At 59.5% G+C, this 20,757-nt stretch carries 16 protein-coding genes; 5 read left to right on the top strand and 11 right to left on the bottom strand.

What is annotated here, in order from left to right:
- Positions 1 to 11: 11 nt before the first annotated feature.
- The 5 genes from QFZ88_RS00205 to QFZ88_RS00225 form a co-directional block, all read right to left on the bottom strand.
- A complete protein-coding gene (locus QFZ88_RS00205; protein WP_024922140.1) occupies positions 12 to 1,025 on the bottom strand; it encodes a nucleoside hydrolase in 1,014 nt (337 codons plus the stop codon).
- A 17-nt stretch (positions 1,026 to 1,042) separates the two neighbouring features.
- Entirely contained in the window at positions 1,043 to 2,029 is a 987-nt protein-coding gene (locus QFZ88_RS00210; RefSeq protein ID WP_024922141.1) for an ABC transporter permease, read from the bottom strand.
- Complete coding sequence (locus tag QFZ88_RS00215) at positions 2,017 to 3,057, bottom strand: ABC transporter permease (RefSeq protein WP_024922142.1); 1,041 nt, start codon at positions 3,055 to 3,057, stop codon at positions 2,017 to 2,019. Before QFZ88_RS00215 ends, QFZ88_RS00210 begins: the two co-directional genes overlap by 13 nt.
- Positions 3,054 to 4,634: an ABC transporter ATP-binding protein gene (locus QFZ88_RS00220; protein WP_024922143.1), complete on the bottom strand. Its 1,581-nt coding sequence runs from the start codon at positions 4,632 to 4,634 to the stop codon at positions 3,054 to 3,056. Before QFZ88_RS00220 ends, QFZ88_RS00215 begins: the two co-directional genes overlap by 4 nt.
- A gap of 113 nt (positions 4,635 to 4,747) precedes the next feature.
- Entirely contained in the window at positions 4,748 to 5,755 is a 1,008-nt protein-coding gene (locus QFZ88_RS00225; RefSeq protein WP_024922144.1) for a BMP family lipoprotein, read from the bottom strand.
- A 243-nt stretch (positions 5,756 to 5,998) separates the two neighbouring features.
- Here QFZ88_RS00225 and QFZ88_RS00230 point away from each other — a divergent pair, with 243 nt between their 5' ends.
- Positions 5,999 to 6,583, top strand: coding sequence for an amino acid synthesis family protein (locus QFZ88_RS00230; RefSeq protein WP_024922145.1), 585 nt, complete (start codon positions 5,999 to 6,001; stop codon positions 6,581 to 6,583).
- Positions 6,580 to 7,164: an amino acid synthesis family protein gene (locus QFZ88_RS00235; protein WP_024922146.1), complete on the top strand. Its 585-nt coding sequence runs from the start codon at positions 6,580 to 6,582 to the stop codon at positions 7,162 to 7,164. Before QFZ88_RS00230 ends, QFZ88_RS00235 begins: the two co-directional genes overlap by 4 nt.
- A 65-nt stretch (positions 7,165 to 7,229) precedes the next feature.
- On the opposite strand, the gene QFZ88_RS00240 is transcribed toward QFZ88_RS00235, so the two are convergent.
- The 3 genes from QFZ88_RS00240 to QFZ88_RS00250 form a co-directional block, all read right to left on the bottom strand.
- Positions 7,230 to 8,441 (bottom strand): amidohydrolase family protein, encoded by a 1,212-nt coding sequence (locus QFZ88_RS00240; protein WP_024922147.1) that lies wholly within the window; start codon positions 8,439 to 8,441, stop codon positions 7,230 to 7,232.
- 106 nt (positions 8,442 to 8,547) lie between these two features.
- Positions 8,548 to 9,078: a MarR family winged helix-turn-helix transcriptional regulator gene (locus tag QFZ88_RS00245; RefSeq protein WP_024922148.1), complete on the bottom strand. Its 531-nt coding sequence runs from the start codon at positions 9,076 to 9,078 to the stop codon at positions 8,548 to 8,550.
- Positions 9,079 to 9,123: 45 nt separating this feature from the next.
- Positions 9,124 to 9,768: a cysteine hydrolase family protein gene (locus tag QFZ88_RS00250; RefSeq protein ID WP_024922149.1), complete on the bottom strand. Its 645-nt coding sequence runs from the start codon at positions 9,766 to 9,768 to the stop codon at positions 9,124 to 9,126.
- A 251-nt stretch (positions 9,769 to 10,019) separates the two neighbouring features.
- Here QFZ88_RS00250 and QFZ88_RS00255 point away from each other — a divergent pair, with 251 nt between their 5' ends.
- The 3 genes from QFZ88_RS00255 (at position 10,020) to QFZ88_RS00270 (ending at position 15,718) form a co-directional block, all read left to right on the top strand.
- A complete protein-coding gene (locus QFZ88_RS00255; protein WP_024922150.1) occupies positions 10,020 to 10,859 on the top strand; it encodes an NAD-dependent epimerase/dehydratase family protein in 840 nt (279 codons plus the stop codon).
- Positions 10,860 to 10,870: 11 nt separating this feature from the next.
- The gene (locus QFZ88_RS00260) at positions 10,871 to 11,680 is read left to right on the top strand and encodes an SDR family NAD(P)-dependent oxidoreductase (RefSeq protein WP_024922151.1); all 810 of its coding nucleotides are present in this window, start codon (positions 10,871 to 10,873) and stop codon (positions 11,678 to 11,680) included.
- Between the two features lie 555 nt (positions 11,681 to 12,235).
- Positions 12,236 to 15,718, top strand: a complete 3,483-nt coding sequence (locus tag QFZ88_RS00270) for a P-loop NTPase fold protein (RefSeq protein ID WP_024922153.1) — start codon at positions 12,236 to 12,238, stop codon at positions 15,716 to 15,718.
- 369 nt (positions 15,719 to 16,087) lie between these two features.
- Here QFZ88_RS00270 and QFZ88_RS00275 read toward each other — a convergent pair whose 3' ends face one another.
- From QFZ88_RS00275 to QFZ88_RS00285, 3 genes are all read right to left on the bottom strand, one after another.
- Positions 16,088 to 17,299 carry a UvrD-helicase domain-containing protein gene (locus tag QFZ88_RS00275; RefSeq protein ID WP_024922154.1) on the bottom strand — a complete coding sequence of 404 codons (1,212 nt, stop codon included), beginning with the start codon at positions 17,297 to 17,299 and terminating at the stop codon, positions 16,088 to 16,090.
- Positions 17,296 to 18,930 carry an ATP-dependent nuclease gene (locus QFZ88_RS00280; protein WP_024922155.1) on the bottom strand — a complete coding sequence of 545 codons (1,635 nt, stop codon included), beginning with the start codon at positions 18,928 to 18,930 and terminating at the stop codon, positions 17,296 to 17,298. Before QFZ88_RS00280 ends, QFZ88_RS00275 begins: the two co-directional genes overlap by 4 nt.
- Before the next feature lie 236 nt (positions 18,931 to 19,166).
- Positions 19,167 to 20,702: a Shedu immune nuclease family protein gene (locus QFZ88_RS00285; protein WP_150978960.1), complete on the bottom strand. Its 1,536-nt coding sequence runs from the start codon at positions 20,700 to 20,702 to the stop codon at positions 19,167 to 19,169.
- Between the last annotated feature and the right edge of the window lie 55 nt (positions 20,703 to 20,757).

Below are 20,757 nucleotides of genomic sequence, written 5' to 3' on the forward strand. Positions count from 1 at the left end.
GATTGCACTCTTCACGCCGTCCGCTCGTAACGCGCGATGGTTTCTTTGAACATGTCGAGGAAGCGGCGGCCTTCGAGATCGGTGCCGATGCGCGTCGTCTTCGGGCCGCCACCGGGCAATATCTGGAAGCCACGATAGGCGACCGTCTGGCCGCGCGAGACGCGGCCGTCGATCAGCACGTCGACGAACAGCGGCTCGGTCAGAGTCGAAAGTTCGGGATCGAAGGCCAGCGCCACGGTGATGACGTCGTCGAGCGGGAAGCCGACGAGGCCGAAGAACTCGCGCCAGATGTCGATATAGATCGGGAACACGTCGGCGATCATGTCGAGGACGGGATTATCCTTCGATTTCGCCTGCATGTCGGCGATGTCGTCGCGCGTCAGCATGGAGGTGGCGACGCGGTTGTCTTCGCAAATGTCGAGTGGCACGAGGATCTTGTCGACCTCGGCGTTGAGCACGATGCGCGACGCTTCCGGATCGGCCCAGATGTTGTATTCGGTCACCGGCGTGATGTTACCGGGCGTGGTAAAGGTGCCGCCGAGCACTAAAAGCCGCTTCAGCGCCCCGGCGAGCCGGGATTCCTGCAACAGCGCCATCGCCGCATTGGTCAGCGGGCCGGTGGTGACAAGCGTGATCTGGCCGGGATTGGCCATCACCGTCTTGATGATGAAATCGACAGCATGGCCCGGCGTCGCATCGCGCTTTGGTTTTGACGCAGGCGGGTTGAACTTCTTCAGCCGGTCGCCGAAGCGGGCGGTAAGCGTCTTTTCGAAATGCACAGGCGCTTCCATGTCGGCCCTGGAGTGACCGACGATCGGCCGCCAGGCGCCGGCGTGAACCGGAATGTCGTCGCGGCCGGCGAGCGACAGCGTGTTGAGCACGACATTGGTAACCTGCTCGATCGGGCCGGCGGCACCGGTGCACGTAGTCACCGCCTCCAGCTTCACGTTCGGATTGGCCGCGGCAAACAGCACGGCGAGAATGTCGTCGCCGGCCGAATCCACGTCGAGGATGATGCGTTCCATTGTGCTGATGCGATCCTTCAACCTGCGTTGGTGCCGGTCCCGGCCGGCTTGTTCTCGACGGAGAGCAGCTTCTTCATACTCTCCAGCGTCTCGCGGATGATCTTCGGCCGGCTGCGGTAGGACAGAGCGAACAGTGCCACCAGTGCCACCAGATAAGGGACCGCCAGGATGAGGTAGGACGGGAAGCCGAAGGTCTGGAGCCGCAGCGAGAAGGCGTCGGCGAAGCCGAACAGCAGACAGCCCGCCAGCACCTTGAGCGGATCGCCGGCCGAGAAGATCAGGATGGCGACGGCCATGAAACCGCGACCAGACGACATGTTCTCGGTGAACATGGTGATGTAGCCAAGCGACAGATGCGCACCGGCGAGACCGGCCAGCAGGCCGCAGAGCAGCGAGGCGGTGTAGCGCACGCGGGTGATGGAGATGCCGAGCGCCTCGGCAGCCTCGGGCTTTTCGCCGACGACGCGAATATAGAGACCAAGCCGCGTGCGCTTGTAAAACAGCACCAAAAGCGGCACGGCGATGAAGGCGACATAGACCATCGGCGTGAAGCCGTTGACCAGCGGTGCCCACGAACCCAACAGGTCTCGCGCACCAGGGATCTGCACCTTGGGCAGGCCGACGATGCCCTTGCCGACGATCGAGCCACGCGTGCCGAAGATCGCCTTCATCAGTGAAATCGTCATGCCGCCTGCGAGGATGTTCAACGCGAGGCCGACGACAACCTCGTTGGCGCGGAAAGAGACCACCAGCACGGCGAAGGCGAGCGCGAAGATCAGTGCCGCGGCCACGCCACAGGCGACGCCGACCAGGGCCGAGCCCGACCAGATCGAGCCGAGCACCGCGAAGAATGCGCCGACCAGCATCTGGCCCTCGAGGCCGATGTTGAAGATGCCGGCCTTGGTGGTGAACGAACCGCCGAGAGCGACGAGCAGGATCGGCGCCGTGGTTCGCAGCATGGCGACCAGCAGCGCGACATTAAACAGGCTGCTCAGAACTTCCATCGACGTTCTCCCGCCGTGCTGTCGCCGCGGCGCTTCATCAAGACCTGCGCCGAAACGCTGAGGATGATGAGGGCCTGGATGACGGTGATGATTTCGCGCGAGGCGTTGGTGTCGGTTTCGAGCAGCAGCGAGCCGTTGCGCAGAGCGCCGAAGAACAGCGCCGTGAAGATGGTGCCAATGGGCGAGCCGTTGGCAAGCAGCGCCGCGATCAGTCCGTCGAAGCCGAACCCGGGCGCAAAACCCTCCATGAAGCGGTGATGGACGCCGAGCGTCTCGATGCCCCCGGCAAGGCCGCCGACCGCCCCCGAGGCGAGCAGCACCAGGAAGCCTTGGCGCTTGACGTCGATGCCGCCATATTCGGCGAATTTCGGCGCCGAACCGACCATCGAGACCGAGTAGCCCTTGGCGGTATGGCGGAAGAACCAGGCGACAAAGAGCGCCAGCGCGAGGCCGATGACCAGGCCCCAGTTGAGCCGCGAGAACGAGAACAGTTCGGGCAAATAGGCCGTCGGCAGGATCGGCGGGGTCTCCGACCAGCCACCCGGACGCTTGAACAGGAAGATGGTGAAGTAAGAGGTGAGTAGCACCGCGACATAGTTCGACAGGATCGTCGAAACGACCTCGTTGGTGTTGTAGCGCGCGCGGAAATAAGCAGGGATCGCCACCCAGGCGGCACCGGCAAGTACCGCCACCGCCATGCCGACCACGACATGCAGGCCGGCCGACAGTGGCAGGGCGAAGCCGACCCAGGCAGCGGCGAAACCGCCGAGGAACAGCTGGCCCTCGATGCCGACATTGAACATGCCGCCGCGCAGGCCAATGCAGGCGGCGATGCCGCAGATCAGGATTGGCGTCGTCTGCAGCAGGGTGCCGGCAACCTTGGCCTGATCGCCGAACGCGCCTCTGAGCAGCGTCATGAACACCTTGATGGGGCTCTCGTCGACGAGCACGATGATCACCGCGCCGATGGCGAGGGCGATCGCCACGGCGATGATCTGGCCGTAGAAGGCGCGCAATCTCTCGCTCATGCCGCTACCTCGCCGGTCGCAGCCTCAGCTTCCAGGCCTGCCATCATCATGCCGATCCTTTCGCTGTCGGCGCTGTCGCCATCGACCTCGCCCATGATGCGGCCGTTGAACATCACCAGGATGCGATCGGCCAAAGTGAGCAGTTCGTCGAGCTGCACCGAGATGACGAGCACGGCGCGGCCAGCGGCACGCTGGCGCATGATCTCGTCGTGGATGGATTCCTGCGCGCCGATGTCGACGCCGCGCGTCGGTTGGTCGATGAGCAGGAAGTCCGCTTCATTGGTGAATTCGCGCGCCAGCACCACTTTCTGGATATTGCCGCCCGACAGGCGCTTGACTGTGTCTTCTGGCCCGCGTGCGCGGATGTCGAAACGCTTGATCATCTCCGTCGCCTGATCGGCGACCGCGCGCCAGTCGAGACGGCCCCCGCGATTCCACGGTGCCTTGAACTGGCGCCCCATCAAAAAATTCGATGAGATTGAGGCGGAGCCGTCGACGCCACGCACCATGCGGTCGCCGGGTACATGGGCGAAGCCCGCCTCACGAATTTCGGCCGGCGACAGCGTGGTCAGATCGCGACCCTTGAGCATGGCGGAGCCGTGGCTTGCCGGACGCAGGCCCGACAGCACTTCGGCCAGTTCCGTCTGGCCGTTGCCGGCGACACCGGCGATGCCGACGATCTCGCCGGCGCGCACTGTGAAATTCGCATCGCGCAACGCCGGCAGGCGGCGGTCGTCGCGGGCCCAGAGGTTCCTCACCTCAAGAACCACCTGGCCGTCGGTCTTCCCGCGCGGGCGGCGATCGAAGCTCACGTCGCGACCGACCATCATGCGGACCAGATCGGCCTTGGTGAGTTCGGCTGTCGGGCGCGTGGCGACGTGTTTGCCGTGACGCAACACGGTCACTGTATCGGACACCTCCATCACCTCCTCGAGGTGGTGCGAGATGAAGATGACGGTCATGCCCCCGGCGACGAAGCCGCGCAGCGTCTGGAACAGCTCGCGGCTTTCCTGTGGTGTCAGCACCGCGGTGGGTTCGTCAAGGATGATCGTGCGCGCGCCGCGCGCCAGCACTTTCAGGATCTCGATGCGCTGCTCAATGCCGACAGAGAGCAGAGACACGCGCTCTTCCGGTTCCACCTTGAGGCCAAAGCGCTCGGACAGTTCACGCGTCCTGTCGATCTGGGCGGTGTGGTCGATCAGGCCGTTGCGGCGGATTTCCATGCCGAGAAACACGTTCTCGGCGACGGACAGCGATGGTACCAGCTTGAAGTGCTGGTGCACCATGCCAAGCCCGGCATCGATCGCCATGGCAGGATCGGTGACGACAATTTCCTTGCCGTTGAGCTTGATCTTGCCTTCGTCGGGCTGCAGCAGACCGAAAAGGATGTTCATCAGCGTCGTCTTGCCGGCGCCATTCTCACCGATGATGGCGTGGATTTCGCCGCGCTTGACCGTGAGGTTGACGTTCTCGTTGGCGACGAAAGCGCCGAAGCGTTTGGTGATGCCGATCAATTCAACGGCAGTTTCGGCCGTTGCCGTCGGTTTTTCAGTGTTGGCTGGCGACGTGTCCGACACGATTGCCTCGCAGCTTGAGTCCGATCCGCCCCGAACAGCGGAGCCGACCCATATCTATCTGATTTTCGGAAAAAGATGTCTCCGGAAGTCCAGCTTCCGGAGACAGGTTGTGCTCACTTGTGGCGTTCGACCTTGATCGAGCCGTCGGCGATGCCCTTCTTGATTTCGTCAAGCTTGGCCGTCACGTCCGCCGGGATCGATGGAGCAATGTCGCTGCAGACCTTAACTTCGACGCCACCGGAGGCGAGGTCGAAGGTACGCGTACCGGGGGTAATCTTGCGGCCCTGGACCTCGTCCTTGATCAGACTGTAGACGGCGATGTCGCCGCGCTTCAGCATCGACGCAAGCACGTTGCCTGGCGCCGAGGCACACATGTCGACGTCGACGCCAATCGAATATTTGTCGACGGCTGCGCTTGCCTGCATGACGCCTTCGCCCGTCGGGCCTGCGACATTGTAGACGATGTCGGCGCCTTGCCCGTAGAGCGCCTGAGCCAACTCGCTACCCTTTGCGGGGTCATCGAAAGTGCCGGCAAAAACAGCGTTCACCTTCACATCGGGAGCGGCATATTTCGAACCCTGCTCATAGCCGCCCAGGAAGTTGCGGATAACAGGGATGTCGCGGCCGCCGACAAAGCCAATGGCTTTGCCGCCACCGATCTTCTCAAAAGCGGTTCCCTTGTTCTCGATCATTCCAGCGAGTGCGCCGGCAACAAAGGAACCCTGTTCCTCGGCGAAATTGGCATAGATCATCTTGTCGCTGTCGAGCACGCCATCGATGAAGACGAAGCGCTGGTTCGGATAGGCGGCGCTGGCCTTCTGAAGCGCGTCAACCAACTCCCAGCCCATGACGAAAATCAGATCGTACTGACCGCCCTTGGCGAGATTGGAGAACTGTTCCTCATAGTCGAGCGCACGATTGCCGGTGTCGACAAGCTTGAGGTCGATGCCGAATTCGTCCTTGGCTTTGTTGAGGCCGTTGACGATGGAAACACCGAAGCCCTGCGCGAAATATCCCGAGATCGCAGCAACCGACACCTTGCCGTTGGCGGCTGCAGCCGAGCCGAGCGAGGCGACGAGGGCCACGCCGGCGATCATGCATTTTTGGAATACGCTTTTCATCTCACTCCCCATTAAAGCTCCCGCCTCCAAGGCTCCGGGCTCGTTTTTCGATGTCCCAAACTTGTTGGTGGTCATATGACTTTATGGGTGGTCAAACAAACTGTCAATCGGCCAGACGCTTGCCTGAAACCGTAATGGACGATCGACGCCGCCGCGTTTCCCCGTATGCGTCTTGACAAAACCGGTGGATCGATAATTGTTGATACTCTAACAAGTTTTAGCTGTCTGATTTGGGAGCAGTCGATGCCGGACGTGGTCGTCAGGAAATTGGTCGTGCAGGTCGAGGAGGTGTTTCACGAGGGCGGGCCGATACGTCCCGAACCGGTGAAACGTGGTTCCGTGCTCGCGGTGATCGCCAACCCCTATGCCGGTCGCTATGTCGAGGATATCCAACCCTTCATGGAAGACCTGAAGCCCTTGGGCCTGGAAATGGCGAGCAAGCTCGTCGATGCGCTCGGCGGCGACGCTTCCGTGGTGGAAGGTTATGGCAAGGGCGCCATCGTCGGCGGCGGCGGCGAGCTTGAACATGGTGCGCTTTGGCACAATCCCGGTGGTTACGCGATGCGTGAACTGCTCGGCGGCGCCAAGGCGATCGTGCCATCGAGCAAGAAAGTCGGCGGACCGGGCGTGCGCATCGATATACCGATCACGCATGTCAACGCTTCTTATGTGCGCAGCCATTTCGACGCGATCGAAGTTGGCATCAACGACGCCCCCCGAAACAACGAGATGGTTCTGGTGTTGGCCATGACGACCGGCGCTCGCGTGCATGCCCGTGCCGGTGGCCTACAAGCCCAGGACATCAAGGGTGAGGACGGCCTGCGATGAATGCCGAGATCCGCCGGATCATCACCATCGTCGAGGAAGTTCGCGACGAGGGCGGCAGGCTCGTCCATCCACCGACAAGGCGCGCCGCCGCGGTCGCGGTGATCCACAATCCCTTCGCTGGCCGGTTTATGGATGACCTTTCCGCACTTTCCGATATTGGCGAAGAACTCGGCGACATACTGCCGCGCCGCGCCGTTGCGGCGCTCGGCATTTCCGCCGATCGGGTCGAAAGTTTCGGCAAGGCGGCGGCCGTTGGTGCCGACGGTGAACTGGAACACGCCGCGGCGATCCTGCACCCCAAGCTTGGCGCGCCGTTCCGCGCGATACTAGGCAAGGCTGCGGCTTTGATCCCGTCGGCCAAAAAGCGCGGCGGTATGGGAGTTCCCCTCGATATTCCTTTGGGCCACAAGGACGCGGCGAAGGTCCGCAGCCATTTCGATGGCATGGAGGTGCGTATCCCCGATGCCCCGCGCGACAACGAGATCGTGGTTGCAATCGCCATTACCGGTTCAGGGCGTCCGCATCCGCGCATCGGCGGATTGAGCAAGGACAAGATTGTCGGCATCGACGGCGTGAACTGAGATCCACGCAGTCCCACAAAAAAGGCGGCTCCTAGGCCGCCTTTTTCTTTTGCGCTGTGGCCGGGTCAGGCCGCGACGATCTCAGGCATGCGGATCGCCGGCGGCGTATTGCGGCTACGGGCGGTGCATGGGGCGCCGTCGATCATGATCATGCCGATGCCTGGCAAATTGCCGAGCGCCAGACTGTCCAGGAAATCACGGCCGATGCCGCCAGCCGCCTGGTCCATGAACACCAGGTCGGCGGCTCGGCCAACTTCGACGACGCCGCGATCATCGAGTTTGCGCACGCGCGCCGTGTTGCCGGTGGCGAAGCAGAAGGCGACTTCGGTCGGCACGTCGCCGAGCGAGGCGAGGTGGCAGATGGTTCGAAGGATACCGAGTGGCTGCACGCCCGAGCCCGCAGGGCCGTCGGTGCCGAGGACAACGCGGTCGAGAATGTTGCGCTCCTTGGCGATGCCGAGCACGAACAGTCCGGTGCGCAAATTGCCGTTGTGGACGATCTCGAGGCCTCGCGGGCTCTCTTCGCAAATACGGCGGATCTCGTCGTCGGGCAGCGCCGTCGGTCCGCCATTGATATGCGCCACGATATCGGCGTCGACCTCGAGCACGACGTCGGCGCCAATGCGTCCCGAACCCGGGATCGACGGACCACCGGTGTGGGTCATCGAGGTCATGCCGTATTTGCGTGCCCAGGCGATCATCTGGCGGCCGGTAGGGCCGTCCTTGACGCCGCCGAGACCGACCTCGCCGATCAATGTCACTCCGGCGTCCGCCAGTTCGCGGAAATCGGCTTCAGTCATGCCAGGCTCAAGCACCGGCGCGCCAGCGATGATCTTCATGCCGCCGGGACGGAAATTGGCAAAGGCCCGCTGCGAGGCAATGCCTAGCGCCTTCACACCGATGATGTCCCTGGGCCGGCCCGGATAATGCGCCTCGCCCGCGGAGATGATGGTGGTGACGCCGCCATGAAGTGTGGAATCGATCCAGCCGATCTGGTTCTGACGAGGCGTCCAGTCGCCCGCCGCCGGATGAACGTGGTTATCGATCAGCCCGGGTGTGACAACACAGCCATTCGCGTCGATGACCGTCGCGGCGTCGCTCAAGTCGAGTTCCGTGGCCGTGCCGACGCCGGCTATCAGTCCGTCACTGATGACAATCGTATCCGCTCGGAGGATCGGTCGTTCGATATCGCCGCTTAGCAACAGCCCGATGTTGCGAATGACGGTTTTGCCGGTTTTGCCGGTTTGGCTGGCGGTGCTTTGCTGGTCGTGCGACATGAAAGGCTCCCTGTCGGCTTGTTTTTTGGCACAACGAAGGGCGGCCACCGGCGAGGCCGGTGGTTCCTTGTCGCGGTGTTGGATTGGCGATGGCCGGATCAGGCGATCACTTGCCTTCCGAACCCCCGTTTTCGTCGCGGCTAATACGTTGCAGCAGCTTTAGAAGTGTAGTCTGTTCGCTGGGTGAGAGCGGGGCAAGCAGCCGCTTGCCAACCTCGACGCTGCGTTCGAGCCGGTCGAGCGTATAGCGCGTGCCCTCGTCCGTGAGCGTAATGATGGCGAGCCGTTGATCGGTCTCGGACGGGCTACGCCTGATCAGGCCTTGCTTGAGCAGTTTGCGCACCACGAGGCTGATCGTGGAAGGGTCCATCGCGGTCATACGACCAAGAAGGTTCTGCGATACGTCGCCCTGTCTGAGGATCGTGGCAAGGGCGGCGAACTGCGTCGGCGAGAGGTCTTCTCCCGCCATTACTTGCTGGAAGCAGAGCGTGGCACGCTGATGCGCCCGGCGGACGACGTGCGCGGGATGCGCGTCGAGATCATAACCAGTCTCGGAATACCGCATCATCGCGTCTTCGCGGCTGATGCTGTTGTTTTTCGACGACTTGGACTTACGGGCATTGTCGAGGATCGTCACGGTTTGCTTTCACCTTCGGGCTGGAAGCCTGGGACACGGTCAAGGTCATGCTGCGATGTTCACATTCTCGACGAAGGCCCCGTCGGCAAGCGCACGGACGACGGCGGCGGAATCGCTGACCACGCCGAAATGCGTGGAGATGTCGTAGAGCGTGCTTTCCTGCTCGCGCGGGCCTGTTGCCGCGCAGCAATCGGCGGGCACGACCACCTGGTAGCCGTTGAAGAATGCGTCATGCACGGTGGACCGCACGCAGATGTTGGTGACGACACCGAAGACGATCAGCTGATCGACCATCATGTCCTTCAGCGTCAGGTCGAGGTCCGTCTGGAAGAATGCCGAGAAGCGGCGCTTGATGAGGTGGATCTCATCGGCGCGGGCACCGAGTTCTTCGATGATCTCGACGCCCCATGTGCCCTCGATACAGTGCGGCGAGCGCTTGAGAAATTCGCGATCCCTGCGCAGGCCGGGGCGATGTGCGTCGTGCACCCAAATCACCGGTGCACCAACGGCGCGAGCGGCCTCGATGACCCGCAGTTGCGGCGCAAGCAAGGTTTCGCTGCCCGGCAGAACCATGGCGCCGCCCGGTTTGCAAAAGTCGTTGACCATGTCGACAACCACGACGGCGACCCGACCAGGATCGACTGCGATCCCAACTTCCTGTCGATGCGACGAGAAACTATCCAATGGCATGACCTGGCCTCCTCCACGTCGGGCAATTGTTGGTGGTCATACAAAAAACCGAGACGGGTTCCAAGTCAATCCTTGCTGCCTCATTCAACTCACCCGCCTGGCGCGCTCGCAATTTACCACAACGCTGATCTTGATCCCGAAGCAAGGGATCGGACCAGCAAAAGCATTGACAAGTCCAGCGGTTTAAGGTGTCCGATTGTTTGACCACCAATGATATCCGCCGGCGTAACGGTGCTCGGAGAAGGGACGGCATGAAAATCATCGTCACAGGATCAAGCGGGTTGTTGGGCCGCCATGTTGCAAGCGCCTTTGTCGAGGCGGGGCACGATGTTCTCGGCATCGATACTGTCGCGCCGGGGGACGGCGGCTGGACCCACATCAGTACCGATCTGACTGATCTCGGCACAACGCTGCAGTTGGTCAGGCAGTGCGACGCGGTTGTCCACATCGCCGCCATTCCGCGCCCCGTCGGCAAGGCACCGGCGGAAGTGTTCAAGACCAATGTTGCCATCAGCTACAATGTTGTTGAGGCGGCGGCGCTGAGCGGTGCAAAGCGCTTCATCTATGCTTCCTCCTTCAGCGTTCTGGGCTATCCGTTCGCCGAAACCCTCGCTGCACCGGCTTATCTTCCGATCGATGAAAACCATCCCGTGGGCGCGCAAGATGCCTACGGGCTGTCAAAATGGCTGGGCGAGGAAATCGTCGAAGCCGCGGTGCGTCGCGGCGCGTTTTCAGCGGTCAGTCTGCGAATGCCATGGATCCAAACGCCGGAAGATTTCTTTGAGGTCGTCGAGCCTCGCCGCAAGCTGCGTGAATCGGCGCGCGATTTGTGGAGTTATCTCGATGCTCGCGACGCCGCCGATGCTTTCCTGAAGGCGCTGAGCTGGAAGGGGGAGGGGCACCTGCGCACCTTCCTGAGCGCTGCCGATACCTATTCGGAAGAACAGACGGAAACGCTGATTGCCAACGGCTTCCCCTCGACGCCGGTTTCTTCGGCTCTCCCGGGGTTCTCGGCCGTCCTCGACAATGGGCACGCTCGCAGAACGCTTGGCTTCGAACCACGCTATTCTTGGCGCGACTACAAGAATTGAAGGAGATCGGCATGCAGCGTTTCGAAGGTAAGGCGGTCCTCGTCACAGGCGCCGGGGGCGCGATCGGTAGTGCCGCTGCACAGCGATTTGCCAGGGAAGGGGGGCAGGTCGCGATTGTCGATATCGATGAGAAGCGCGCCGCCGCCACGGCGGCGGCCATCGGGTCCAAGGCGCTCGCCATTACGGCCGACGTTTCGGATGAAGGGGCAGCCAGTGAAGCCGTCGCGAAGGCGGTGAAGGCTTTTGGCCGTCTTGATGTGGTGTTCAACAATGCCGGCATTTCCGGCAAAGTTGCCCCGGTTCAGGATTTGCCTGTCGATGACTGGGACACCATCGTCCGGATCAATTTGCGCAGCATGTTTCTGGTGCTCCAAGCTTCGTTGCGGGCGATGATCTCAGTCGGCATCGAAGGATCGATCGTCAACATGGGCTCCTCCATGGCCGGCTGGGATGTGCTGTCGGGTGGCGCCGGCTACACCGCGACCAAACATGGCGTTGTCGGCCTGACACGGGTTGCCGCCCTCGATGCAGCGCCCTACGGCATTCGCGTCAATGCGATCTGCCCCGGCGTTATCGAGACATCGCTGGGCGTTCCGGCGGCCGATCGGGCTGGTTATCTGGCGGGCATCCAGCGCTTCGCCGATCGCATTCCGCTACGCCGTATCGGGCAGCCGGAAGATGTTGCTGCCGCGGTGGCGTTCCTCGCCGCGGATGAGGCTCGCCACATCACCGGTGTCGACTGGCTGATCGATGGCGGACAGACATTGCAGAGTTGGGCGAACGCGCCGGCGGGAACCGCCTTTCCCGATCTACGCCGCTAAAACCCGAAGAACACCTGATTGGGCCGTTCTTTTGGCTCGGCGCATAGAGTGTCGTCCTGGTTGGGGCTGCCGGACTCCGTGTACTGTCTGTTTTGCGCCCTCATGTCGGTCGCTTCGGCAGTGTCCGAGTTAGCCCTAAAACCGGCCATTCCTCGACCGCTTGGTCGTGGCGAAGAATTGCTGGTGCAGTCCTCTGCCAGAGGCGGACATGTTTGTCGGCACCTGAGAGTCCCGCATGAAAGCTGCATTCGCGTCCCTCGTGTCATTCGCAAAGCCAATCTTGGACCTGTCGGCAAAACCGAAGCCGTCCGCGGTAGTTTCGATGACAAATTCAGGCGGGGTCTCGTAAACCATGCCCGCCTAGGCGGGCATAGGGAATTCAAGACCTCAAATGCCAGGAACGAGTGCCCGCATGCAGTTGAAAGGCTGTCACAGTATCAACTGAGGGACAAAGAAGTGGAAATGATCGGACGATGCCAAGAACACCGGTTGTTTTTGCTTGTTCGAAGCCATGTTCTCGCGCTTTGATGTTCTTTGGTGGGGAAATCAACAATCATGACTGAAACGCCGACGAAACCGCACGCGCAGATACTGACCGGTAACGCGGCGGATGACGATGCCTTCGCAGGAGGAGGCCACACGCGGACCGCCACGGCACTAGCCGACACGATCAGCCAAATCGGCACACGTGACGGTGCAATTGGCTTGGAAGGAAGCTGGGGCACCGGAAAGTCGATGGTCATCAAATTGGCGGCCAAGGCGCTGCCCAAGGGCAAGTACGACCTCTTCACCTTCGATCTGTGGAGACATCAGACAGACAATTTCCGCCGGCTGTTTTTGGAGGAGTTCGTCGCGTGGCTAGAGCAGCAAAAGTATCTCACTACCACTGAAGTGACGCATGCGATCAGCCGGATTCGGGATCGCACTCAGACTATTGGAACGGATCGCTTTAGCCTCTACACGTGGCCGGGTTTGGTGTTTCTCTTGCTGCTGGCCTTGGCCCCCATTGGATACAGCCATCTTACTGCAGATGCGCCACCCGTGTTTCCGGGTGCACCACCGATAGTTCCTGACACTGTTTTTTGGGGGCTGAACTGGCCCCAAATCATCACACTCATTGTCCCGTTCCTTTTTGTTGTTTGGGTTATCGGACGTGCAATCAAGCTGATGTGGAATCCAGCTTGGCGGCGAGGCGCTACCGACAGATCGCTTCTTTATGCTCTGTCTGAGACAGCAATGATCTTCTCCAACGAGAAAAAAAGGGAGACCATTGAGCAAAACATCCGCGACGAAGATCCTACTGCCTTCGAGTTTTACGGACTTTTCCGCGACCTTTTGTCGAAAGCACAGAAAGACAAACGACGGATAGTCTTCGTGCTCGACAACATCGATAGGTTGCCTAGGGACGAAGTCCGCGCCGCCTGGTCGCAAATGTGGGCGGTCTTTTCGCCCAACCCGTCACAGATCCGGGGACCAGCTGCGCACGTCATCGCCGTCATACCTTACGATAGGGGCCACGTTCTGAGCGCCTTCAGCGGTACTGGCGAAGGACATGCTGTGGAGACGTCTGGAGGCGACCCAAATATCGATCTCTTCGAAAAGACGTTTGATCGGGTAATTCGGGTCGCCCCTCCAGTTACAAGCGATTGGAAGTCCTTTCTGGACGCGAAGCTAGTGGAGGCCTTCGGACTACAGATCTCGGGCGAAGCGCATCTCGACGATCGATATCATCTTTACCGCATACTGCAGCTCGCGCTCCGCGACAAAAGCCTGATGGCAACTCCGCGACGTATTATCTCTTTCGTCAACGAAGTTGGGGCACTTTGGGTTCAGTGGGGCCACAGCATTCCGATAGTCACCATCGGATTTTATGTGCTCCACCGGGAGATAATTGAGGCGGATCCGACGGTAATTGCCAAAGGCCTTTTTCCTCAGCAGTCTCTGACACATTTGCCATCAGCGTGGACTGACCACCTGGCCGCGCTCTGCTTTAACGTAGAGCCGCTTCACGCTCGACAAGTCTTACTCGCCGACCCCATTGCGAAAGCCTTTACCTCTATCGACGCTGGGGACCTCAATGGGTGGAAAGAGGCCACAGGTTTCGAGACTACAGCTTACGAGGTTCTCGACAGTGATGCGCATCAGTGGGCACAAAGCCCGCAAATACTTTCAAGAGCTGCCATCAATCTGGAAAAGGTTGAACTGGAAAGCAGCTTCGCAAAAAACTGCTGGAATATGCTCGGAGACTCTCTACCCAGCCTAGGGTCAATTCAAGAACAACCGGCCGCAGCATTTGCAGGTCTGTGCAAAATTATAGAGCATCTGGACACCAACCGTGCTGCCAAAGCAGCCATTTTTCTGCGCAATTACATGTCGCCACCAGCTAACTTAAGACCTGCGCCTGAGGTATGGGCTGCGTCGATGGTGGATCTATTTGATGCCCTTGAAAGATCTGCAGGAAAGGATACACGAATTTCTTTCCAGCGGGATACGCAGCCACCAGATGACGCTAATTTTTGCATCAACGCTGCGGCCGCATTCAGCCCGACTAAGTATTCATTCGGGGCGTTAAGCTGTCGGGTAAAGCCCGCAATGATCATTGAAACACTGAAGCAAACGGCTAGCGATGCACCCAATATTGCTCGCTTAGCGATCCCCGAACTCGACTCACTGCTCCGCCCGCACTCTAAGCAGTTGAACCCTCTCATCGAAGTAATTGCAGGTATCCTACGTAGCCCCGCTGACCTACTGGACAAGGGACACGGTGATCGCCTCGGCATGCTGGCGGAACTTGTCGAGATTGCCGGCAGGCAAAAGGAAGTGCGAACGACCCTCAGAGCCGTCGTCGAAGATGGAACCCTGCTATGGCACGCGTTCACAGCCGAGAAGACTTCAGTTCCGAGAGCTGCGGACGGTCTTTGGTTGATCGTCAGTGCTATCGGCACCACTGAGCATACCCCACCCGCCACCCATCCAAATCTTGGTGACAACACGGCCGCGATCGCATGGTACAAAAGTATCCGAATGAGCAGCAGTGGGTTCCAGGAGTTCATCGACGCACTGTCCGCGGTCGTGTCGAACCGTGGTAGGTTTTCCGATTGGACCAATTATGCGATTTCTACGGGTAGCACAGCCCCCTTGTTTCCTCGAGTGCTGAGAAAGGTCGTCGAGGAGCACGATTACTGGATTGATTCAAATCTTAAGTGGATGTCCGACTTCGACCGACTACGCGAGACAATTGGCCAAGACACAACAACGCTGCTGCTACAGCAACTTGCCGAAGAGAAAATTGATTGGAGGAAGGCAATAGACGATGTCGATATCCTCAATCTGTCCCCCCAGCTAGCGCGGGATATCGCCATGGCTCCGGAGGGCCAAGCTCCATCTGAAATTCTCAAGATCGTCGACGACAAGCTAGGCTCGTTGTCGGGCGAAGATTGGCTGGCTGCACTTTCGAATTCAACAGGCGCGGTGGGACTGCTGATCACGCGCGTGGAAGACTCAGACGTTGTCCTGTCGCCTGCGGCTTTTGGCGAGGCGATCAAGAAGCACACTTTGGAAATCTGCGTTGAAGAAACGCGACGTGAATATCGGCCAGACTGGCCGCAAATTTGCAAGGCGCTGCCTGTTCCCAATACCAAGACAATCGCATTCGAGGTTTTGAACGCGTTGGCGACTACGACATCTACGCCCACGGGCGTGGCACACTACATCGAGATGTATCATCCGATCGCGATCAAGATGCCGCTCGATAAGAATCCGGATGCGGCCGTCGGAGCGTTCCTCCATAAACTGGCGATTTCTCCTTCCGAGCGAGTCCTGCAATTTGTCCGCCAGCGCCAGAAGGACATGAAGCACTGCCTGGAAAAAGCGTCGCCTGACGAGGTAAAGGCATTAGACAATACCTTAAGAGGTCAGCTTCGCGGGGAGGACAATGCGCTGGTGGAACGCGTTAGAATTATGATCGATCTCCTTGGCTTCGAGCCTGAACAAGCGGAAGAGGAAGCGGCTAATCAAACGGACGAACAGCATCAGTAGTCGACACGGGCCGTCGCCTGTTAAACGGGTCTTGAGCGGTGGAAAGAGCATTCCTAGTAGGTCATCCCTCAGAAGCGCATCGCGGCCTCAGCATCGAATGCGACGCGGTTCGCTTGCGGCAAAGTTCGAAAACGTCAAGTTAAATTGATGCTGGTGCGTCGCCAGGAACATCTGTCACGGCGCGATGTTACGACGTTGGAAATCCGTTATGATCCCAGCCATGGTATGTGCGCGGAGAGAGTTTATCAGGAAGCATAGCGGTCTGAATCGCGGCGCATCGGAGCGGGACACTTCCATTGGCGGTGCTTTGTCAAGATGATCGACCGCCGCCCTCGGCGGCGGGATGTCTTCTATGCGCCTTCATTCTCGTCATTCATGATGCCGGTCGCCGTTCCCGATATCGGCCATCTGCCCGGCGGGGCCGGCGCCACACTGGCCTGTGCGCTCGTAGAGCGAAAATCCCGTGGGCAGAGGGGCGGTCCCCCAATCCATCGCTATGGCCACACTGTGGCGACCGCGCGTTAGAGCGACGTAGAACTTCGCCCGGGTCTGGGGTTTCAGGTTTGTTGCGGGATCGGAGAGCCAGAGGCGCATCGGCTCGGTAGGCAAGATGACCACATGGTCGAAGCCTCGGCCTTTCGACTCCCCAAAATTCATAGCGGGCCACCGGCGATCTACGCTGGGGCTGGTGATCTTGTCACGCAACTGCATCGGCCGGACGGTCGCCAGGAAGTGGGCGTAGTCGGCCATCTGGAGGATAAAGGCGCCAGTGACCGCCCCCGTTCCCGTGCGACACCGCAAACATTCACAGGCTTGGCTGGCGGGCAGGGCCGGAAACAGTCGTGACGACACTGCGCAGATGACTGCGCTGTTGCGGTGCGACCGATTCAAGGTGGTCTCGTCGATGTCGACTGACACCTTCCTGGGAAGCTCATTGCGTAGGAAGTCGATGATGCCGCCTTCGGCGTACTTCTGGTAGCGTCGTTCATGGTGCGTCAGATAGGTCACCTGCCGAGGATCGCCGACCATGAGCAGTCGAACCGGGCTGCGCGCGAGCGCTGCCAGGATGTCGAGATCGTAGCCCGCTAGATCCTGTACTTCGTCTACGAATACGTGCGGGAAGACGCGGCTGATCCGGTCGATCACAGCACCGCCGCTTTCTTCGTTGCAGCGGATGGCGAGCTTTGGAAGTTTGTCGGAATAGACCCGCCGGCTTGGGTCGAAATAGTGTTTGTCGATGGCATTCTCGGCCCAAAACACCGGCTGACCCTGACGAGTCCGAAATTTCAGGCCCGACTGGGTCGTGGCCAGTACCATGCCGGAGACCGGGAAGTCGAACAGACCGCCCTGAAACGGCTTAACTCCGTGGGTGATCAGAAAGCTGAACCATGTCATAATCACCACATTTGCCGGGACATAGCCGACCAAGTCGAAAAACTTCTGGCGGATCTCGGTTTCGTTCGACTCCGTGTAGGTCGTGATCAGGACCCGCTCACCCGTGATCTTCACCGCCTCCTCGACGAGGTAGGTGGTCTTGCCCGAGCCGGCGGCGGCGATGACGATCTTGTTCTCGCCGATCACGGCGCGATGGCTCTCTGGATGTAGTCCGGGTAGGTAATCGTGGCCGTCGAATTGAAGATGGCCAAGGCGCTCTCGGTCTTGTTGGCTCTCATGTAAATGCGCAACTCGTCGTCAGCGGTTGCCGACGTTCCGAGGATGGTATTTAACATCGCACGATCGTTGGGCTTAAGGAGCTTTGGCTCCAACGTATTGTAGTTGAAGGGCTTGTCCTTGATCATCAGCGCTCCGGTGTCGACGACGGGATCAAAGCAGATCCTGACGGTGCCGGAGTCCTTGAATGCAGCGTACTTCTTCTCGACGGCGGCGGTGTCGCCGTCATTGTCGGTGACCACGGCGACCGGGATCTTCAGGGCGCTGGCCAGTTCAAGGAAGCGCAAGAAGGCCGTGCCAACAGAAATGACGTCGATGCCGTCTTGGATAGGTAGTCGGCCACCGTTGGCGTCCATATAGGCCCGCTGAACGACCAGTTCATCGGAGTCGCCCTCCACAAGGATGGCCTTGGCGGCGAGCGCTAGGCGCAGGGTGTCGTAACCCGCCAGCTTCTTGAAGAAGTCGCTTGCTTTCAGTTCCGAGATGCGCGCCACCTCACCGCCACGCAGCACGATCAGGTGGTCGAGGCCGAGCTTATTGGCCACGAAGCTGCTGTGCGTGGAAATGATGATCTGCTTTTGCCCGTGCTGGTCGGTCAGGTCGGCGATGAGTTCGTTTAACCGCGCGTGCGACAAGTGATTCTCCGGCTCCTCAACCAGAATCGCCGTCGCCTCGGCGTTCTTCTTGGTGCTGAGAGCCAGCTTGGTCTTGATCACGCACTGTTCGCCTTTGCCGATGTATTGGAAGGGGATGAGGTCGATGTAAGTCATCAAGCTGCTTTCCCAGGCGGTCTGGGACGACAGATCGACCGAGATACTGACCGCCTTCTGGCTGATCTTAGCAGCCTGGGTGATCCGGTCGTTAATTAGCTTTAGGTTTGGGTCCGACACAAAAGTTTCCTTGAGCTTCCGGTGGGCTTGGGAAATGCTCGCGCGCTCCTTCTCCTCCAGCACGTCGCGGATGATCCGGGAGACGTAGACGTCCGACCCATTCTGCAGTCGGGTGCTGGACGAGTCGATCAGCGCGGATTTGATGGGGATATTGCGAGCGGTGATGCCCCTACGCGCGAACGACCGCATGGTCGTGATGTAGTACTCAACCGGGATGGAGCTAAGCGCGCCGGCTTTCACCAACTCCTCGTACGGCCCTTTGTAACTTTCCTCGTCGAACTCGATCTTATAGACGACGCCACTGTCCTTGGCCTTCTCAGAGTTTCCGTCGCCCTCGAGCTCCGCCAGTTCATTTGAGGACCCCGAAAAGAACAACTCGATGGTGATCGCTGGCGGCGGAAGCGGGGATGCTGTGCCGAGGCTCCGCACGTACTTGTTCTGAGCGGCCAAGTTGAAGAGATAGCTCGTCAGGTCGTTCTTCAACGGGCGGCCGTGCAGCAGTCCTGTCAGCGCGAGGTGAATCGCCTCCAGGATCGTGGTCTTCCCGGACTCGTTGGCGCCGACGATCACATTGAGGCCGTCGTTCAAGGCAAGGGTGAAGGTCTCCTCGTAACACTTGAAATTGGTGATCTTGACCTTGGAAATCTTCATGCGCTCCCCCAAAGCCCCATTGTCGCGCGCCAGGGCATTGATTCGAATTGTAGGGATGGGATCAACGCAAAGTCGAGCCGCAGGCGCAATGCAGCCGATCTGGCGCGCCGCTTTCCGCGTGGTAAGCTCAGACTCTCAACTCTCGAACGTCCGTTAGTGGAGCCACTCTAGGGGTGGCTAGCTCACGCGTCGTGACGAGATCTCGCTACACAGAAGCTCAACCGGGTCAGCCTGTGTCATGGATCGGCGAATTGGTCAGAGAGGTCTTCCTTGGGCTCGTCCGGTCTAGTCGACAGGAATTCGTGCAATGCTTTTAGCTTGGCCAAGAGTTCGTTGAACGTGATGATCAGCACATCTCGTTGGCTTCCTCGGTAGATCTCGAACGACCTCTTTAGGTCGTGCGTTTCCGGCAGCCTGCCGATGATCAGGATGCAGGGAACAGACCAGGCTTGAATGTGGGGCTGGTCGTCTTCTTCCTTCTTTGCCGCAATACCTTTGATCAGTCTGAGCTTCTGGTCGAGGAGCTGGTTCACTCCACCCGACAAATCCGTGGATGGGCCATAAAGTGTCGGTGGGCGGTAGGGGTCTTTCGTCAACAACGGGGTTTCGGTCGTTTTGATCTCGACGATACCCAGGTTGCCTAGCAAACCCGCCTCTAGGAGGTAGTCAGCATATTTCTCGCCGGAACGCTTGAGGCCCATGCCTCCGACAGATGCCTGATCAGTGTACACAATCACAGGCAGGCCGAAGAGCATCTTCAGAACGAAGGGGTTCTGGACGAAATACTCCTGCCAAAATCCCTCCTTTCGTCCGTTGAGAAGTTCCTTTGACATGTCCTCTATGAGGATTTGCAGCGAGACGAGCTCGATCTTCTCGCTCAACTCAAACAGCTGCACGGGATCGTCCTTGGCGATATTGTCGACCTGACGGATCACCGTTCGGACGGCTGCAGCAGTGTTGGTGTTCCGGGAGCGTGGGGTGCCTTTCTTGACGAGGGCGGACCGCACGGTGTCTTGCAAGTCTACGGCTGGTCGCTCGAAATCATCGGGTTCGAAACCTGGCACAACGGATGGCAGGAGACGGTTGCGGAGATAGCTCACCTTTTCCCCATTTGCGAACCTCACCGCTGCATCATGAGCACGATTAATGTCCAGACGTACGTCGTGGTAGATATGTTCCGGCAGCCGGATCTCCTCTCCGTCGATCGAAATCTCGTCGTCACCGCAGATAGTAAGCCCGGCGGCGCCTTCCACTTCGTCAAATGCACTCATGATGTAGCGAATCCGAGGATCGACACCGAAGCCTTCGAATGGCCTGCGGTGGAAACCAGTGGGCAGGTCAAAGAACATTCCAAAGCCGACCTGGAAGTCCATCGGCGACTGATCCTCGAAAGATATACGTTTAATAGACTTGTATTTCGTTTTGGTGAAATTGCTCTGATTGGACCTGAGCCATATCGGGTATGTGGTAAGCAACCGTGTTGGGAAATCGTACTCGGCAAGCAGTAGAGGCCAGTGATCGTCGGCAAAGTTGACGCCTGAGGCTTTGCTCCGGTTGAACGCCTTTTCGCTCAGGTAATAGCTCAGGTATTGGGTTCCCTCGTCTTGTGTGAGCTCGATTACCAAGGACGATCCGTCCTCAGGATTAACACCGGCATCTACTATCGTGCCACCGTATGCCGGCTTGTTCTGCAGTTCCCAAATCTCAGCCACGCGCTCACCTTTACCCACAAGTCTTGGAGGCAACGTGCCCGACCGCAACAGAGATTTCAAAGTAATCCTTCACGAGCAGGCGAACGGCAGCCTTATCGCGCCGTCATTCTGAAAG

Origin of the sequence: Mesorhizobium sp. YL-MeA3-2017 (genome assembly GCF_030814575.1) — a bacterium.
GTDB classification, from domain to species: domain Bacteria; phylum Pseudomonadota; class Alphaproteobacteria; order Rhizobiales; family Rhizobiaceae; genus Mesorhizobium; species Mesorhizobium terrae.

Coding starts and splice junctions, on each gene's coding strand:
- QFZ88_RS00270 (WP_024922153.1), top strand. CDS start 12,236: ATGACTGAAACGCCGACGAAACCGCACGCGCAGATACTGACCGGTAAC.
- QFZ88_RS00225 (WP_024922144.1), bottom strand. CDS start 5,755: ATGAAAAGCGTATTCCAAAAATGCATGATCGCCGGCGTGGCCCTCGTC.
- QFZ88_RS00280 (WP_024922155.1), bottom strand. CDS start 18,930: ATGAAGATTTCCAAGGTCAAGATCACCAATTTCAAGTGTTACGAGGAG.
- QFZ88_RS00230 (WP_024922145.1), top strand. CDS start 5,999: ATGCCGGACGTGGTCGTCAGGAAATTGGTCGTGCAGGTCGAGGAGGTG.
- QFZ88_RS00215 (WP_024922142.1), bottom strand. CDS start 3,057: ATGAGCGAGAGATTGCGCGCCTTCTACGGCCAGATCATCGCCGTGGCG.
- QFZ88_RS00260 (WP_024922151.1), top strand. CDS start 10,871: ATGCAGCGTTTCGAAGGTAAGGCGGTCCTCGTCACAGGCGCCGGGGGC.
- QFZ88_RS00210 (WP_024922141.1), bottom strand. CDS start 2,029: ATGGAAGTTCTGAGCAGCCTGTTTAATGTCGCGCTGCTGGTCGCCATG.
- QFZ88_RS00235 (WP_024922146.1), top strand. CDS start 6,580: ATGAATGCCGAGATCCGCCGGATCATCACCATCGTCGAGGAAGTTCGC.
- QFZ88_RS00205 (WP_024922140.1), bottom strand. CDS start 1,025: ATGGAACGCATCATCCTCGACGTGGATTCGGCCGGCGACGACATTCTC.
- QFZ88_RS00240 (WP_024922147.1), bottom strand. CDS start 8,441: ATGTCGCACGACCAGCAAAGCACCGCCAGCCAAACCGGCAAAACCGGC.
- QFZ88_RS00255 (WP_024922150.1), top strand. CDS start 10,020: ATGAAAATCATCGTCACAGGATCAAGCGGGTTGTTGGGCCGCCATGTT.
- QFZ88_RS00250 (WP_024922149.1), bottom strand. CDS start 9,768: ATGCCATTGGATAGTTTCTCGTCGCATCGACAGGAAGTTGGGATCGCA.